The sequence below is a fragment of the Mycobacterium bourgelatii genome (assembly GCF_010723575.1).
Lineage (GTDB): Bacteria > Actinomycetota > Actinomycetes > Mycobacteriales > Mycobacteriaceae > Mycobacterium > Mycobacterium bourgelatii.
The window spans coordinates 5,034,079-5,049,787 of sequence record NZ_BLKZ01000001.1 but is presented as its reverse complement, the minus strand read 5'-3'; the positions used below and the strand labels follow the sequence as shown (position 1 = coordinate 5,049,787).

Here is a 15,709-nt window from a genome sequence, read left to right as displayed (position 1 = left end):
AATTTGCCGCCAATGCCGCGTGCCCACGGCTACGACCCCCCGTCCGGCGCAAATACGACCCCCGCCGAGCTGAGGTACGTGCCCTGACCGACGTTCGCGGGCCTGCCCAGACCGCATCCTCGACCCAGTTTGACGGAGCGTCGGTTCCGAGCAGCCACGCGTGACGAGGGACGGTTGTGATGAATTTCTTGGTGATGCCGCCGGAGATCAACTCGGCCCGGATGTACCTGGGGGCAGGGCCGGGGCCGATGCTGGCGGCCGCGGCGGCGTGGGATGCATTGGCAGGCGAACTGGGATCCGCGGCGGACGCGTTCGAGTCGGTGACGTCGAACGTGGCGGGTGCGGTGTGGCAGGGTCCGGCGGCGGCGGCGATGGCCCGCGCCGCCGTCCCATATGTGGGATGGCTGACCGCGGCGGCGACTCACGCAGAAGGAGCGGCCGGGCAGGTGCGGGCGGCAGCGTCAGCGTTTGAAGCGGCGGTCTCGGCAATCGTGCACCCAGGGGTGGTAGCGGGTAATCGCAGCCAGTTCGTGTCGTTGGTGATGTCGAACCTGTTTGGGCAGAACGCGCCGGCGATCGCGGCCGCCGAAGCGGACTACGAGCGGATGTGGGCCCAGGACGTGGCGGCGATGGTGGGCTACCACGGCGCTGCATCAGCGGCGGCTGCGCGATTGACACCCTTTGGTCTGCCCCAGATGCTGCAGAGCCTGACAGGGCAGGTCGGTCAAGCGCAGACGGCCGTCGCAAACGCCCTCGGCAATTTCAACCTCGGAACCGGCAATGCCGGTAACGGCAATGTCGGCGGCGGGAACCGCGGCAACGGCAATCTGGGCAGCGGCAACCACGGCAACCAAAACGTCGGCAGCGGCAATATCGGCGACACCAACCTCGGTAACGGGAACAACGGCATCAGCAACGTCGGCAACGGCAACCGCGGTGACCTCAACCTGGGCAGCGGAAACGCGGGCAGCAACAACACCGGGACAGGAAACTCCGGCCTTGGGAACGTCGGCGTCGGAAACCACGGCAACGGCAACCTCGGCAACGCAAACTTAGGAAACTCCAACTTGGGCAACGGAAATCGCGGTGACTCCAACATGGGTGCCGGCAACCGCGGTACCGGCAATACAGGCTTCGGCAATACCGGCAACAACAACTTCGGCTTCGGCAACACGGGCAACAACAACATCGGCTTCGGCCTGACTGGCGACAATCAGATGGGTTTCGGTGCGCTCAATTCGGGTGTGGGCAACATCGGCTTCGGGAACTCCGGCACCGGCAACATCGGCTTCTTCAACTCGGGTACCGGCAATATCGGCTTTTTCAACTCGGGCAACCACAGCTTCGGGTTCGACAACTCCGGAAGCCTCAACACGGGGTTCGCCAACTCGGGTGCGGGAAACACCGGCTTCGGCAACGCCGGCATCAGCAATTTCGGTTTCGGTAATGCGGGTGCCAACAACATGGGCTTCGCGAACGGCGGATCCCAGAACGTGGGCTTCGGAAACTCTGGCTTCCAGAACACCGGCAGCTTGAACGCGGGTTCGGTCAACACGGGCGACCTCAACGCGGGCGACATCAACACGGGTTGGGCCAATTCCGGTTCAAGCAACACCGGAGGTTTTGACTCGGGCAATCTGAACACCGGTTTCGGCAGCGTGATCACCCCTGCCGGGGTGCTGAACTCGGGCTTCGGCAACACCGGGATGGGTAGCTCCGGCTTCTTCAACGCGGGCGGGATCACCTCCGGATTTCAAAATTCCGGGCTCGTCGAGGAGTCGGGCTTCGGGAATTCTGGCAACGGCAACAACGCCGGGTTCAACAACTCGGGCAGCTTCCTGGCCGGCATCGCCAACATCGGCTTCGACAACATTGGGATCGGCAATTCGAACGTCTTCAACTCGGGCGTCGGAAATTCGGGCAACAGCGACTCGGGGTTCTTCAACCGGTCAGATGCGCAGTCGGGATTGTTTCGTTGAGTCCCCGCCGAACGTCACGCTGGCGCGACGCTGGGGTGCGACTGCAACTCTGGCGTGACGCTCGACGCGAGCGTGAGGCGACCGACGAGCGCCCGGCCGCCTCAGCTGTGACCAGCCCCTTCGGTGGCGAGTTGCACCCGGGAAGTGAGGCCGAGTTTCGCGTAGACGTGCGTCAGGTGCGTCTGCACGGTTCGTCGGGAGACGAACAGCCGTGCGGCAATCTCGTTGTTGGCCAACCCATCTCCGACCAGCCGTACGACGTCGCGTTCGGTGGGGGTCAGCGACGCCCAACCGGTGGTCGGGCGTTTCCGCGTCCCACGACCGCGTCGCGCGTACGCGACGGCTTCGGTAATCGACAGGCGCGCCCCCTGGTCCCACGCCTCGTCGAATTTGCGGGACCCCATGGCCCCGCGAAGCCCGGCCACGGCCGCCTCGTGCTCAGCGTCGTAGATCTTGAACCGGGCCGTTCCGAGCCCCCGCCGGATCCCGCTCGCCGCCCCGAAAAGCCGTGCGGCGTCGCGACTTCGGCCATCCTTGGCGGCCAGCACCGCCAGGCACTCGAAGATGTCGGGGACGGCCAGGTGCGCATGCACCTTCGAGGCGCAGGCCAGCGCCTTGTGCGCGTCGCGCTCGGCCGGCACCGGCTCGTCGCTGGCGATGGCAACCCGGGCGCGCATCGTCAATGCCCGCGCCTGATGCCAGCCCGACATCACCGAGACCTGCTCGTCGGCGAATCGCCCGGCCTCGACCAGATCGCCGCGCGCCATGGCGACCTCGGCCACCGGGTTGATGTTCACCATCGCGAGTTCGCGCTGCGCGCCCAGTCGGTGTCGGGCGGTCTCGCTCGCCGCGGTCGCACCTTCGACATCGCCGGCGGCAATGGCCGTCACCGCCAACGCCCCATAGCTGAAGCCTTCGTTGTACCGCCACAGATCACCAGACAGCGTGACCGCCTCGGTGGCGGCGGCCCGAGCCGCATCCACCTCGCCGCGGAAGGCGAGCACCTGGGCAAGGGTGAGCCGGCTGACCCAGCTGAACACCAAGTCGTGCGCCGCGTCCGCCTCGACGATCACCGCGCGAAACTGGGCGGCCGCGTCAGCGAGGTCACCCTTCATCATCTGCGCCAAGCCAAGGTTCCAGCGGCATGCCCGGGAATGGAACTGGTCACCGATCGCGGCGGCGAGTTCGCTGCCCTCTTGCGCCGCCGCGCCGGCGGCCACCGGATCTCCGGCGAAGTAGGCCCCGTACGCCTGCCAGTTCAGGATCTGCGTCAGCCGCCACTGGTCGCCGAGCGTGCGGGCGATGCCGATCGCCTCAGTGAGATAAGGCAGCGCGGTGTCGGCGTTGTAGGAGGCGACGGCTCCGCAGGCCGTGAGCGCACGCGCCAGCAACGCCGGGTCGTTGATCTCGCGAGCGATCGCCACCGCTTGCTCCGCCTGGTCGAGGCTGTGGTGAAAGCTGCGCGTCGCGTCCAGGGTCGCCTTGTCGGCCAACGCCCGGCCTCGGGCCAGCGGCGAGATGCCGTCGGGTTGGTCGTCCTGGTCGCCCAGGGCCGCGTCGAACCACGCGAGCCCCTCCTGCAGGCGGCCGCGGGTCAACCAGAGCGGCTGCAGTGCCGAGGTGAGCTCCAGCGCCCGCTCGATCTCGCCGTTCTCCCGACTCCAGGCGAAAGCCGTTCGCAGGTTGTCGATCTCGATCTCCGCCCGCTCGATCGGGCGTTGACTGCCGTTCGCGGCCTGCCTGTCCAGCCGGGCGGCCATCGCCGCGTAGTGGTCGCGGTGACGAGAGCGAACCTCCGCGGCCTCGCCGGACTCCTCGAGCTTCTCCATCGCGTAGTGGCGCATCGTTTCCAGCAGCCGGTAACGCGTGCGGTCGCCGCAGCGTTCGGCGATAACCAAAGACTTGTCAACCAGCAGCGTCAGCTGATCGATGACCTGGTGCTTCGGCAGATCTGCGCCGACCGCGATGGCATGCACCGCGTCGAGGTCAAAGCCGCCCCGGAAGGCGGCCAGGCGGCGGAACAGGGCGCGTTCGGGGTCACTCAGCAGGGCGTGGGACCAGTCGATGGAGGTGCCCAGCGTCTTGTTGCGACCGGCCGCGGACGGGGTGGCATCGGGAGTCAGTCGGAGGCGACTGCGCAGTCCGTCCAGGATCTCGGTCAGCGACATGACGCGCACCCGCGCCGCCGCGAGCTCGATGCCCAGCGGTAGACCGTCGAGGCGGCGGCAGATCTCGTTGACCGTATCGGCGTCGTCAGGGCCGATGTCGAAGTCCGGCCAGGCCAGCCGGGCGCGGTCGAGGAACAGCTCGATCGCCTCGTCGGTGAGCGACAGCGACGGCACCCGCCAGGTCAGCTCCCCGGCCACGCCGATCGGCTCACGGCTGGTCGCCAGGACCGTCACCCGCGGACAGGCGCCCAGAATCGTGGCCGTCAGTTGATTACACGCGTCGAGCAGGTGCTCGCAGTTGTCCAGGACCAGCAGCATGTGTCGGTGGGCGACGAACCGCAGCAGGGTGTCCATGGCAGAGCGACCCGGCTGGTCCGGGACACCCAGCGCGCGGATCGCGGCGACGGGCACCACCTCCGGATCGGTCACCGGCGCGAGGTCGACGAATGCCGCCCCGTCCGCGAACTCGCTGGCCAGCTGCGCGGCGATCTGCAAAGCCAGCCGCGTCTTGCCGACTCCGCCCGCCCCGGCCAGTGTCACCAGCCGGTTGTCGACGAGGACTTTGCGGACGTCGTCGATCTGCCCGACGCGGCCCACAAATCGCGTCAATTGCATCGGAAGACCATGCGACGCAACGGTTTTGGATGCTCCGTGCAGGGGAGGGAACTCGACCCGAAGATCGGGATGGCACAGTTGCGCGATCCGCTCCGGCCGCGGCAGGTCGCGCAACTGGTGGGTACCCAGGTCGGCCAACCAGAAGCCGGCCGGCAACTGGTCAACGACCAAATCGTGGGTGGTGCCCGAGACCACCACCTGTCCGCCGTGGGCGAGTTCGTGCAGCCGCGCCGCCCGGGCCAACGTGGGATCGGCCTGGTCGGCCCCGTCAGTTGTGTCGGTGAGCGTCATCTCACCGGTGTGCACTCCGACGCGCAACTGGATGGGTGCCAGTGGTGCCCGCTGCAACTCGACCGCGCAGGCCAGCGCGTCGGTGGCACGCGCAAACATCGCCACGAAACCCTCATCGGTCCCCTGCTTTACCGGTCCTATACCACCGTGAGCACCAATAATGTTGAATACCAAGCGATCCAGGCGCGTCAGGGCCGCGGCCATTGCTTCGGGCTGGGTCTCCCAAAGCAGGTTGGAACCTTCGATGTCGGCGAACAGCAAAGTCACTGTTGTCGTCGGCAGAAACTCGTTCACGCCCACGTCACTTCCGTTTCAAGGCGAATGCATCCGTGTCTACCCGGGTTCACGCGCGCGAATCGGCATTGGTTCGACACGGGTTCAGCAGAACCGAAAGTCCTAACGGGTGCCCCGCCGGCTGGCGACCGCACACCCGACCGCAGACTCAGGCCGAATGCACGACAGCTTGCACCATCCGTAGCACGCGCTGACGATGCGCGAAAGCTACGACCCCCAAGCCTTCCCTTTCTACGACCCCCGGTTCCTGCATTTGTACGCCTTATGACCGACGTTCGTCGGCCGGCAGCGACGCATCCTTGCAACGACGGAGTTGGGGAATGTCTTCCCGACCACCTGCTGACGACAAGGGACGGTCACGATGAACTACTCGGTGTTGCCGCCGGAAGTGAATTCGGCACGGATTCACCTGGGCGCCGGAGCGGGCCCGATGCTGCGGGCCGCGACGGCCTGGGACGGGGTCGCCGATCAGCTCGACGCCGCGGCCAGCTCCTTCGGATCGGTGACGTCGGGCCTGGCTAGCGGCGCGTGGCAGGGACCGGCGTCGGCGGCGATGCTCGGGGTGGCTGCCCCGTACGCAGGCTGGTTGGGGGCCGCATCGGCCCAGGCCCAGGGCGCGGCCAGCCAGGCCCGCGCCTCGGCGTCGGCGTTCGAGTCGGCGTTGGCGGCGACGGTGCACCCGGCGGTGGTGACGGCCAACCGCAACGCATTCGTGCACCTGGTGTTGTCGAATCTGTTCGGCCAGAATGCGCCGGCGATCGCCGCGGCCGAGGGCGACTACGAAGAGATGTGGGCGCAGGACGTGGTTGCGATGGCGGATTACCACAGCGGGGCTTCGGCGGTTGCCGCACAGCTGACGCCCTGGCAGAAGGTGCGATGAGCTTTATTGCTTTTCCGCCCGAAATCAACTCGGGCTTGCTGTACGGCGGAGCCGGCGCCGCTCCGCTGCTCGCGGCCGCGTCGGCATGGGACGGCGTGGCCACTGTGCTGCAAGGTTTGGCGCAATCGTTTAATTCGGTGGTCACCGGCTTGACGGCCGGACCGTGGACGGGTCCGGCGGCGGTGGCGATGGCGTCCGCCGCGGTTCCTTACGTCGGTTGGTTGACCGGCGCGGCCGGACAGGCGGAGTTTGCTGGGGCACAAGCTCGGGCGGCGGCGACCGCCTTCGAGACGGCGATGTTGGCCACCGTTCATCCGGCTGCGGTGACGGCGAATCGGGTCTCGCTGGCAGCGCTGGTGGCGACCAACCTCGTGGGCCAGAACACGCCGGCGATCGCCGCCACCGAGTCCGACTACGTGGAGATGTGGGCCCAGGACGTGACCGCGATGATGGGCTACCACGCCGACGCGGCCGCGGTGGTGTCGCCGATGTCATCGTTCGCGGTGCCCCCGGTGAGTCTGTCGGGCATGGCGGCGAGTGTGTCGAGTGTCGTAGCCGGGGTTCAGGGTCTGGCCGGGCAGGCGCAATCGGCGCTCTCCTCGGTGGGCTCGGCGGTGCCCATCGAGTCGTTGGCATCCGTCGGGCAGTTTGCGACGTTGCCAGTCAGCATGCTGATGTCGCCGCTGCTCAGCCTGGCCTCGCAGTCGGCGAATGCGGGCACGGCCGGCGTGGCCGGTACCGCGTCCACGCTGGCTGCCGGCGTGCCGAATCTGGTGGACGCGGTTCCCCTGGCCAATACCGGGGGAGCGGTAGCGGCCGGTGTGGGTAAGGCGAATCTGGTTGGGTCGCTGTCGGTGCCACCGGCGTGGGCCAGGACGGCGCCCGCCGCGGCCGCCGGCTCGGCGCTGACGGGACACCCGGCAGGGCTCGCCGGTGCCTCGGCCGCCGCAGAAATGGCAGGAATGACCGGCGCATCCGGTGGCATGCCGATGATGCCGATGCCGCTGGGCGCCGGGGCCGGAGGTGGGATGCCGCCAGGCATGCTGGGGCGCGGCGGCGGAGGCGGTACGCAGGTGGTGCAGTCGCGGCCGACCGTGGTGCCGCGGGTGGGAATCGGGTGACAGCCGCCCGAACCGGACAACCTTGCCGAAACCTGCCTCGTTCCTGGGGATTTCCTGGACGCGGGCGCTTTATGGCGGTTTTCCTGATGTGATTTTGGTTTGAATCCGACCTGACGGGAAGGTGGGGTTGGCAGTGCCGCCTCGGCGGCTGGGCTGGTTGGGGTTGCGATGTTCTTGGATTACGCGTGGTTGCCGCCGGAGATAAATTCGGCGCGGATCTTCGGTGGTGTGGGCTCGGGTTCGTTGGCGGCGGCCGGGGCAGCCTGGGAGGCGCTGGCGGCCGATTTGCGGACCTCGGCGTCGGCGTTCGAGTCGGTAATCACCGGTCTGGCGAGTGGACCATGGGCGGGTCCGTCGGCGGTGTCGATGGCCGCGGCGGCGATGCCATATGTCGGATGGTTGAGTGGCGCTGCGGCACAGGCCGAGGCGGCGGCGAGTCAGGCTCAGGCGGCCGCCATCGCGTTCGAGACGGCTTTGGTGGCCACGGTGCATCCCCTCGCGGTGACCGCGAACCGAGTGTCGTTGGTGTCCTTGGTGGCCACGAATTTCTTGGGGCAGAACACGCCCGCTATCGCGGCGACCGAATTCGACTACGTGGAGATGTGGGCCCAGGATGTGGGCGCGATGGTGGGATACCAGACGGGTGCGCAATCCGTTGCGGCGGCGCTGGTTCCGTTCAGCTTGCCGCCGCTGGACTTGGCCGGCCTCGCCGCGACGGCCAGTGCCGGAGTGGCCGGGATAGCCGATGGGGTGACGTCCGCGGTGTCACCGGCGGTTCAGGGTGCGTTGGTGGCGGGTTCGGGTGTCGTTGCGGGAGTGCAGTCGTTGGCTTCGGCGGTACCGCTGGACACGTTGATGTCGGTGGGCCAGGCGGCGGCGATGCCGGCGAGCATGCTGATTGGGCCGCTGATGCAGGTGGGGCAGTCGGCGAGTGCCAACACGGCAGCGTTAGCGGGTGCCACGGCGGCGGACGTGCCGAAGTTTGTCGGTGACACCGCTCCCGCGGTCAGTGGACTGGGCGGCGGTGGCGGGCTGGGGGCAGGGATGTCGGCGGGGCTGGGTCAAGCTCGGTTGGTGGGTGCGATGTCGGTGCCGTCGACCTGGCCGGGATCCACGCCGGCGGCCATGGGTAGTTCGGCAGTGCGTGGCTTGGGAGCCGTGAACGCTGCTGAGATGGCGCAGGCCGCTGCCGCCGCCCCCACGACCGGCGGTGGAATGCCGATGATGCCGATGCCGATGGGCGCCGGTGCGGGTGCCGGTGCCGGCATGCCTCCCGGAATGATGGGCGGCCGCGGCGGGGGCAATCCGCATGTGGTGCAACAACGCCCGAGCGTGGTGCCGCGCACCGGAGTTTGACCGCGGGCGCGCTAGGCCGCCAAGGCGCTAAGCGACCACGGCCGAGGCGGTTTCGGCTGCGATCACTTCGGACGCTGCGCGCTCACCGGAGCGAATCGCCCCATCGATCCACCCGCACATCGTGGCCGAGGTTTCACTGCCCGCCCAGTGCAGGCGTCCGCAGGGCGCCCGCAATGCCGGACCATATTCGGTGAGCACGCCGGTCGGGGTGTGGCTGATCATGCCGCCGCCGGAATACTTTTCGACGGTCCAGTTCTGCTCGTGGTATTCCAGCGGGTGCGCGGCTTTGGCGCCGAAGCGGTCGATCAGTTCGCCGGTGATCGCGGCCCTGCGCTCGGCCTCGTCGAGACGGGTCAGCGCACGCGCCGCGGGGCCTTCGGTGATCGCACACATGATCCCGGGAGTACCGGTGTCCGTGCAGGCATCGATGGTCAGCGTAGCCGGAGTTCCCGGCGCGGCCGACTGGCCGGAAAGTCCGTCGGCACGCCAGAACGGTTCGTCATAGACGACCGAGGTCTTGATGACGGCCCCGCCCGGCATCCGCTGGTTCAGGAAGGCCCGATCCGCGGGCAAGGCCGGCTCGTAATCGATCGAGCCGGCGATCGCCATGGGAATCGTCACGACGGCCCGGCGTGCTCGTACCGTCAGGCCATCGGACTGGATCGTCACCCCGTCGGCGTCCTGGCTGATCCGTCGCACCGGACTGGACAGGCGCAACGCATCGCCCAGTTCGGCGACGATCGGGCGATAGATGGCGCCCATTCCCCCGACGGGACGGGCATCTTGGGAACCGCCCTTGCCGCCGAGCACGAAGCCGGGGCCGCCGCCGGAGGCCATCTGCAGCAGCATCCACAGCACAGACGTTTCGGCGCCCGCGCAGGTGTAGACGCCGCCCAGTGCCAGCTCCAGCATTTCGCGGGCGGCCTTGGACGGCACGTTGCGCTCCAGCCAATCACCGAGGCTGATCCGGTCCCATTCGGCGGCATCCCTTGCTTCCCAGGGGCTTTCACGCGGAACTGACTTGCACATCTGCTCCACGGACATCAAGGCCAGCCCGAGATTGGCCGTCGCCCAAGGGCTCATCGTCCACGGGATCTTCCCGGAGTATCGGTGCTTCTTGGCGCCGAGGACCATCATGGCGGCACCATCGTTGTGCTGCTTGTACTCGGCTACGCCGAATTCCTGCATCAGCGCATAGATTCGGTCTTGTCCCGGTCCAATCCAGGCGCCGCCGCGGTCGATCCATACCCCGTCGTCGCGGGTGAAGGTGTATGTGCGTCCACCGACCCGGTCGCGGGCCTCCAACAACGCCACCGAGTGGCCGGCTTGCTTGAGTCGCAACGCGGCGGTCAAGCCCGCGAATCCCGCTCCGACTACGCAATACTCCACATCGGTCACGCCAATCTCCTCAGTCGACCCCTCGGGTCCCACCAACAAGCTACGCCGATTGCCCTGCTTGCGATCGGATTCGACAGATTGACGGGTTGTTCAATTAGTGGTCCTCCCGGGTCAGAAGTGGTGCTCCCGTCCACCACCCAAAGGGGGCAGTTGCCGCCCACCCTGGAGAGGTGAAACGCTCTGGCGGACTGACGTTTAAAGATGTTCTCGGCACTGTCGGCACGAGGCATTTGCGCCTTTTCGCCGGTTGCGTACTCTGCCGGTTATGCAGATCCACGAGGTTCGAGCGCGGCGTAGTGCCGAGGACTTTCCGCGCACCGAACACCTGGCCTGGAAGCTCGCCGAAGTCGCCGTCGATCCGGTGGCCGTGCCCGCGGAGACAGAGTCCATGGTGATCAACCGGATCATCGACAACGCCGCCGTGGCCGCGGCAGCCATTCTTCGTCGGCCGGTGGCGACGGCACGGGCGCAAGCGCTGGCGCATCCCCGGACGACCGGCGGCGCAAAGGTTTTCGGAGTTCTGGGCGACTACTCACCGGAGTGGGCGGCTTGGGCCAACGGTGTCGCGGTGCGCGAACTGGACTTCCACGACACGTTTTTGGCCGCGGAGTACTCCCACCCGGGGGACAACATCGCGCCGTTGATCGCGGTCGCTCAGCAGCTCGGCGTCGGAGGTGCAGACCTGATCCGCGGGCTCGCCACCGCGTACGAGGTTCAGATCGGTCTGGTCAAGGGAATTTGCCTGCACGAGCACAAGATTGACCACGTCGCGCATCTCGGTCCGTCGGTGGCGGCCGGCATCGGGACGATGCTGCATTTGGACACCGAGACCATCTACCAGGCCATCGGCCAGGCGCTGCACCTGACCACCAGCACCCGCCAATCGCGCAAAGGCCTGATATCGAGTTGGAAGGCGTTCGCACCGGCATGGGCCGGCAAGGTCGCCATCGAGGCCGTTGACCGCGCGATGCGCGGGGAGGGCGCCCCCGCACCCATTTATGAAGGCGAGGACGGGGTGATCGCCTGGCTGCTTTCCGGTCCCGGGCACACCTATCGCGTCCCGCTCCCGGAGCCGGGCGAGCCGAAGCGCGCCATCCTGGACAGCTACACCAAAGAGCACTCCGCGGAATATCAGAGCCAGGCCCCCATCGATCTTGCCCGCCGGATGCGAGAGAAGATCGGCGCACTGGACCAGATTGCCTCGATCGTGCTGCACACCAGCCATCACACGCACCACGTGATCGGCACCGGTTCCAACGATCCGCAGAAGTTCGACCCGGACGCCTCGCGGGAAACGCTGGACCACTCGCTCATGTACATCTTCGCCGTCGCCTTGCAGGACGGCAGTTGGCATCACGAGCGCTCGTATGCACCCGAGCGGGCACACAGGCCGGACACTGTCGAGCTGTGGCGCAAGATCTCCACGGTCGAGGATCCCGAATGGACCCGGCGCTACCACGCGGACGACCCCGGGCAGAAGGCATTCGGTGCCCGCGCGGAGGTCACCCTGAAAAGCGGCGAGGTGATCATCGACGAACTCGCGGTGGCCGACGCTCATCCGTTGGGAGCCAGACCTTTTGGGCGAGAACAGTACATCGCCAAATTCACCGAGTTGGCCGACGGCGTGATCGACGGCGACGAGCAGCGGCGGTTTCTTTCGGTGGTCGAGCGGTTGGCGGAATTGGAGCCGGGAGCGGCAGGAGCACTCAACGTCGTCGTCGACCCTGGCCTGTTGAAGAAGGCGCCAACCATCCCATCCGGAATCTTCGGATAAGCGAGACCCCGAAAGGGGACACACGGTCCGCGGCGTGCGCTCGTCTCTACCCGACAGCGCCCTCAATCGGGCACCGGCCATTCCGGGCCATATCGTTGGCTCCATGGGTGCGCACGACTGATGGCGGGTCTGTTGGTCGCCGGCACGACGAGCGATGCCGGCAAGAGCACCGTCACCGCCGGGTTGTGCCGCGCACTGGCCCGGCGCGGGGTGCGGGTCGCGCCGTTCAAGGCGCAGAACATGTCCAACAACTCGATGGTCTGCCCCCCGGCGCATGGTCCCGCCGGGGGCGGTACAGACGGCGCTGGCGTGGAGATCGGGCGGGCGCAATGGGTGCAGGCCCTGGCGGCCAGGGCCACACCCGAGGCCGCGATGAATCCGGTGCTGCTGAAGCCGGGCAGCGACCACCGCAGCCACGTGGTGTTGCTGGGTAGGCCGTGGGGGGACCTCGAGTCGTCGGACTGGTTCGAGGGGCGGCAAGCCCTCGCCGAGGCTGCCCACCGGGCCTTCGACGACCTGGCCGCGCGCTACGACGTGGTGGTAGCGGAGGGGGCCGGTAGCCCCGCCGAAATCAACTTGCGCGCAGGCGATTACGTCAACATGGGACTGGCTCGTCACGGCGGGCTGCCGACCGTCGTCGTCGGCGACATCGACCGCGGCGGGGTGTTCGCCGCATTCCTGGGCACCGTCGCGCTGCTGTCCGCCGAGGATCAGGCGTTGGTTGCGGGCTTCGTGGTCAACAAGTTTCGCGGCTCCCTCGACCTGCTGGCCCCCGGTCTTACCGACCTGGAACGCCTGACCGGCCGACGCGTGTACGGCACCCTGCCGTGGCATCCCGACCTGTGGCTGGACTCCGAGGACGCGCTCGATCTGGCGGGCCGCCGCGCGTCTGGTTCGCTGGCCAAAAAGGTCGTTGTGGTGCGACTGCCGCGGATCAGCAACTTCACCGACATCGACGCGCTGGGCCTGGAACCCGACGTGGACGTCGTGTTCGCCTCCGATCCACGGGCACTGGGCGATGCCGATCTGATCGTGTTGCCGGGCACCCGCGCGACGATCGCCGATCTGGCCTGGCTGCGGGAAAGAGGACTGGACCGTGCGCTGCGAGAACACGTGGCGGCGGGCAAGCCGGTGCTCGGCATCTGCGGCGGCTTTCAAATGCTGGGTCGCACGATCAGCGACCCCCACGGTGTCGAAGGCCCCGCCTGCGACGTCGACGGCCTGGGGGTGCTCGACGTACACACCACGTTCGCCGTCCAGAAGGTGCTGCGGTTACCGCACGGTGAGGGACTGGGGGTGCCGGCGTCCGGGTACGAGATTCACCACGGGCGGATCACCGTCGGCAACGGCGCCCAGGAGTTCCTCGGCGGCGTGCGCGACGGATTGGTGTTCGGCACGATGTGGCACGGCGCGCTGGAAGGCGACCCGTTGCGCGAGGCGTTCCTGCGGGAGGCGCTAGGCCTGGCTCCGTCGGGCATATCGTTCTCGGCCGCCCGCGAGCGTCGTCTGGACCTGCTCGGTGATCTCGTGGAAAAGCACCTCGACGTCGACGCCCTGCTCGACCTGGCACAGCACGGTTGTCCGACCGTGCCGTTCCTCCCGCCGGGAACGCCGGGAGCGCCGTGACGGTCTAGCCCGGACCGCCGTACTGCCACACCAGGCTGTGGTCACCGGTCATGGTGGGGTTGCACCACAACGTCCGGCCGTTCACGTCGTCGGTGGTCGCGTGAAACACCGTGCAGGGGTCGCCCGGCGATGGGGGGTCGGCAGTGGCGGCCGGGCCGGCGACGGTGCTCGCGATGACGAGGCCGATGGCCGTCAGCAACAAAAACCGAAGTCTGGCCATGTGCGCCTCCTCAGCCCGGCAAGACTCCAGCGTATCCGTCCAGGTGGCCGGCAGCGGGCGGATGAGTAAACCATTCGCTACCCGACTGCGCGGGCCCAGCACGCGTCCTAATCTGTCAAACCATGGGATTTCTGAAGCCGCAGTTGCCCGAGGTCGACATCGACGAGTGGAGCAAGGGCACCCGCAGCGAGAAGATCCGTCCGATGGCCAGGCACTGGGCCGAGGTGGGATTCGGGACGCCGGTCGCAATGCACCTGTTCTACGTCGCCAAGATTCTGCTCTACGTCCTCATCGCGTGGTTGATCGTCATAGCCACCAAAGGCATCGACGGCTTTACCAACGTCCGAGCCTGGTACGCCGAGCCGATCGTCTTCGAGAAGGTCGTGCTGTTCACGATGTTGTTCGAGGTGGTCGGACTGGGCTGCGGCTTCGGGCCGCTGAACAACCGGTTCTTCCCGCCGATGGGCTCGATCCTGTACTGGATGCGGTTCGGCACCATCCGGCTGCCACCGTGGCCGGACCGCGTGCCGGGGACGTACGGCACCAGGCGCAAGCCGATCGATGTCGCGTTGTACGCATTGCTGCTGTTCATGTTGGTGACGGCGCTGTTCACCGACGGCGGCGCCCCGGTCCCTGAGATCGGCGCGACCGCCGGGCTGTTGCCGACGTGGGAGATCGTGGTGATCCTGCTGCTGCTGGCGGTGCTGGGCCTGCGCGACAAGGTGATCTTCCTGGCCGCCCGCGGCGAGGTTTACGGATCGCTGACGGTGACCTTCCTGTTCGGCGGGGTGGACATGATCATCGCCGCCAAGCTGGTGTTCCTGGTGATCTGGATGGGCGCGGCCACGTCAAAGCTGAACAAGCACTTCCCTTTTGTCATCTCCACGATGATGTCCAATAACCCGCTGTTCCGGCCGCGGTTCATCAAGCGGTTGTTCTTCGAGAAGTTTCCCGAGGACTTGCGGCCCGGGCTGTTGTCGCGGATCTTCGCCCACGTCAGCACCTTCATCGAGATGTGCGTTCCGGTGGCGCTGTTCCTGGCGCACGGCGGGTGGCCGCTCACCGTGGCCACCATCGTGATGATCTGTTTTCACCTGGGCATCTTGACCGCGATCCCGATGGGCGTGCCGCTGGAGTGGAACGTGTTCATGATCTTCGGCGTGCTGGCGCTGTTCGTCGGCCATGCCGACATCGGCCTGAGCAATGTGGAACACCCTGTGTCGGTGGCGATTCTGTTCGCGCTCCTGGCCGGAACCGTGATCTTGGGAAACCTGTTCCCGCGCAAGATCTCGTTCCTGCCGGCGATGCGCTACTACGCCGGCAATTGGGACACCACGCTGTGGTGCATCAAGCCGTCGGCCAGCGACAAGATCAACCGGGGCCTCGTCGCCATCGCCAGCATGCCGCAGGCGCAGCTGGAGCGCTTCTACGGCAAGGACCGCGCGCAGATCCCGATGTACCTCGGGTATGCCTTCCGCGCCATGAACACTCACGGCCGGGCGCTGTTCACGTTGGCCCACCGGGCGATGGCGGGGCAGAACGAGGACGACTACGTCATCACCGACGGCGAGCGGATCTGCAGTACGGCCGTTGGATGGAATTTCGGCGACGGACACATGCACAACGAACAGCTCATCGCGGCGATGCAGCGACGGTGTGGCTTCGAGCCGGGGGAGGTCCGCGTCGTCCTGCTCGACGCCCAGCCCATTCACCGACAGATCCAGCGGTACCGACTGGTGGATGCGGCGGTCGGAGAGTTCGAGCGCGGCTACGTGCGGGTTGCCGACATGGTGACCCGCCAACCGTGGGACGACGAAGTGCCGGTATACCCCGACGCGCAACCGGACGAGCAGCCCGAACTACGGGCCGATGCGGGAAATGGTTAAGAAATTCGGACAAAAAGGCCGATTCGTGCGTGCATCCGATCCCGTAACGGTAGGGTCCCTGACCTGATCGAGTAGTTCGACTAACCGTCGACTTAGAGCAG

Annotated in this window: 9 protein-coding genes and 2 pseudogenes; 7 read left to right on the top strand and 4 right to left on the bottom strand. The window is 67.1% G+C overall.

The window, feature by feature from the left end:
• Positions 1-179: 179 nt before the first annotated feature.
• Entirely contained in the window at positions 180-1,979 is a 1,800-nt protein-coding gene (locus tag G6N68_RS21515; RefSeq protein ID WP_163716675.1) for a PPE family protein, read from the top strand.
• A 101-nt stretch (positions 1,980-2,080) separates the two neighbouring features.
• Here G6N68_RS21515 and G6N68_RS21510 read toward each other — a convergent pair whose 3' ends face one another.
• A complete protein-coding gene (locus G6N68_RS21510) occupies positions 2,081-5,347 on the bottom strand; it encodes a helix-turn-helix transcriptional regulator (protein WP_163718846.1) in 3,267 nt (1,088 codons plus the stop codon).
• A gap of 361 nt (positions 5,348-5,708) precedes the next feature.
• Between G6N68_RS21510 and G6N68_RS21505 the strand changes: the two are divergent.
• The 3 genes and pseudogenes from G6N68_RS21505 to G6N68_RS21495 form a co-directional block, all read left to right on the top strand.
• Positions 5,709-6,215: pseudogene (locus G6N68_RS21505) on the top strand (PPE family protein); the annotation flags it as partial.
• Positions 6,216-6,223: 8 nt separating this feature from the next.
• Positions 6,224-7,348, top strand: a complete 1,125-nt coding sequence (locus G6N68_RS21500; protein ID WP_163716669.1) for a PPE family protein — start codon at positions 6,224-6,226, stop codon at positions 7,346-7,348.
• A gap of 168 nt (positions 7,349-7,516) precedes the next feature.
• Positions 7,517-8,704 (top strand): PPE family protein, encoded by a 1,188-nt coding sequence (locus G6N68_RS21495; RefSeq protein ID WP_163716666.1) that lies wholly within the window; start codon positions 7,517-7,519, stop codon positions 8,702-8,704.
• A gap of 27 nt (positions 8,705-8,731) precedes the next feature.
• Here the strand turns inward: G6N68_RS21495 and G6N68_RS21490 are convergent, their stop codons facing one another.
• Positions 8,732-10,102, bottom strand: coding sequence for a flavin monoamine oxidase family protein (locus G6N68_RS21490; protein WP_163716662.1), 1,371 nt, complete (start codon positions 10,100-10,102; stop codon positions 8,732-8,734).
• Between the two features lie 131 nt (positions 10,103-10,233).
• A pseudogene (locus tag G6N68_RS21485) lies at positions 10,234-10,326 on the bottom strand (short-chain fatty acyl-CoA regulator family protein); the annotation flags it as partial.
• Positions 10,327-10,367: 41 nt separating this feature from the next.
• On the opposite strand from G6N68_RS21485, the gene prpD reads away from it, so the two are divergent.
• Entirely contained in the window at positions 10,368-11,876 is a 1,509-nt protein-coding gene (gene prpD, locus G6N68_RS21480) for a 2-methylcitrate dehydratase PrpD (RefSeq protein WP_163716660.1), read from the top strand.
• A gap of 120 nt (positions 11,877-11,996) precedes the next feature.
• Positions 11,997-13,502 carry a cobyric acid synthase gene (locus tag G6N68_RS21475; protein ID WP_163716657.1) on the top strand — a complete coding sequence of 502 codons (1,506 nt, stop codon included), beginning with the start codon at positions 11,997-11,999 and terminating at the stop codon, positions 13,500-13,502.
• Between the two features lie 4 nt (positions 13,503-13,506).
• Here the strand turns inward: G6N68_RS21475 and G6N68_RS21470 are convergent, their stop codons facing one another.
• Positions 13,507-13,722 (bottom strand): hypothetical protein, encoded by a 216-nt coding sequence (locus G6N68_RS21470; RefSeq protein WP_163716655.1) that lies wholly within the window; start codon positions 13,720-13,722, stop codon positions 13,507-13,509.
• Between the two features lie 122 nt (positions 13,723-13,844).
• Here G6N68_RS21470 and G6N68_RS21465 point away from each other — a divergent pair, with 122 nt between their 5' ends.
• Positions 13,845-15,608, top strand: coding sequence for a DUF3556 domain-containing protein (locus G6N68_RS21465; protein ID WP_163716653.1), 1,764 nt, complete (start codon positions 13,845-13,847; stop codon positions 15,606-15,608).
• Positions 15,609-15,709 lie beyond the last annotated feature (101 nt).

Bases quoted from the DNA above. Each gene is read 5' to 3' on its own strand.
- G6N68_RS21465 (WP_163716653.1), top strand. From the start codon at position 13,845: ATGGGATTTCTGAAGCCGCAGTTGCCCGAGGTCGACATCGACGAGTGG.
- prpD (WP_163716660.1), top strand. From the start codon at position 10,368: ATGCAGATCCACGAGGTTCGAGCGCGGCGTAGTGCCGAGGACTTTCCG.
- G6N68_RS21495 (WP_163716666.1), top strand. From the start codon at position 7,517: ATGTTCTTGGATTACGCGTGGTTGCCGCCGGAGATAAATTCGGCGCGG.
- G6N68_RS21515 (WP_163716675.1), top strand. From the start codon at position 180: ATGAATTTCTTGGTGATGCCGCCGGAGATCAACTCGGCCCGGATGTAC.
- G6N68_RS21475 (WP_163716657.1), top strand. From the start codon at position 11,997: ATGGCGGGTCTGTTGGTCGCCGGCACGACGAGCGATGCCGGCAAGAGC.
- G6N68_RS21470 (WP_163716655.1), bottom strand. From the start codon at position 13,722: ATGGCCAGACTTCGGTTTTTGTTGCTGACGGCCATCGGCCTCGTCATC.
- G6N68_RS21500 (WP_163716669.1), top strand. From the start codon at position 6,224: ATGAGCTTTATTGCTTTTCCGCCCGAAATCAACTCGGGCTTGCTGTAC.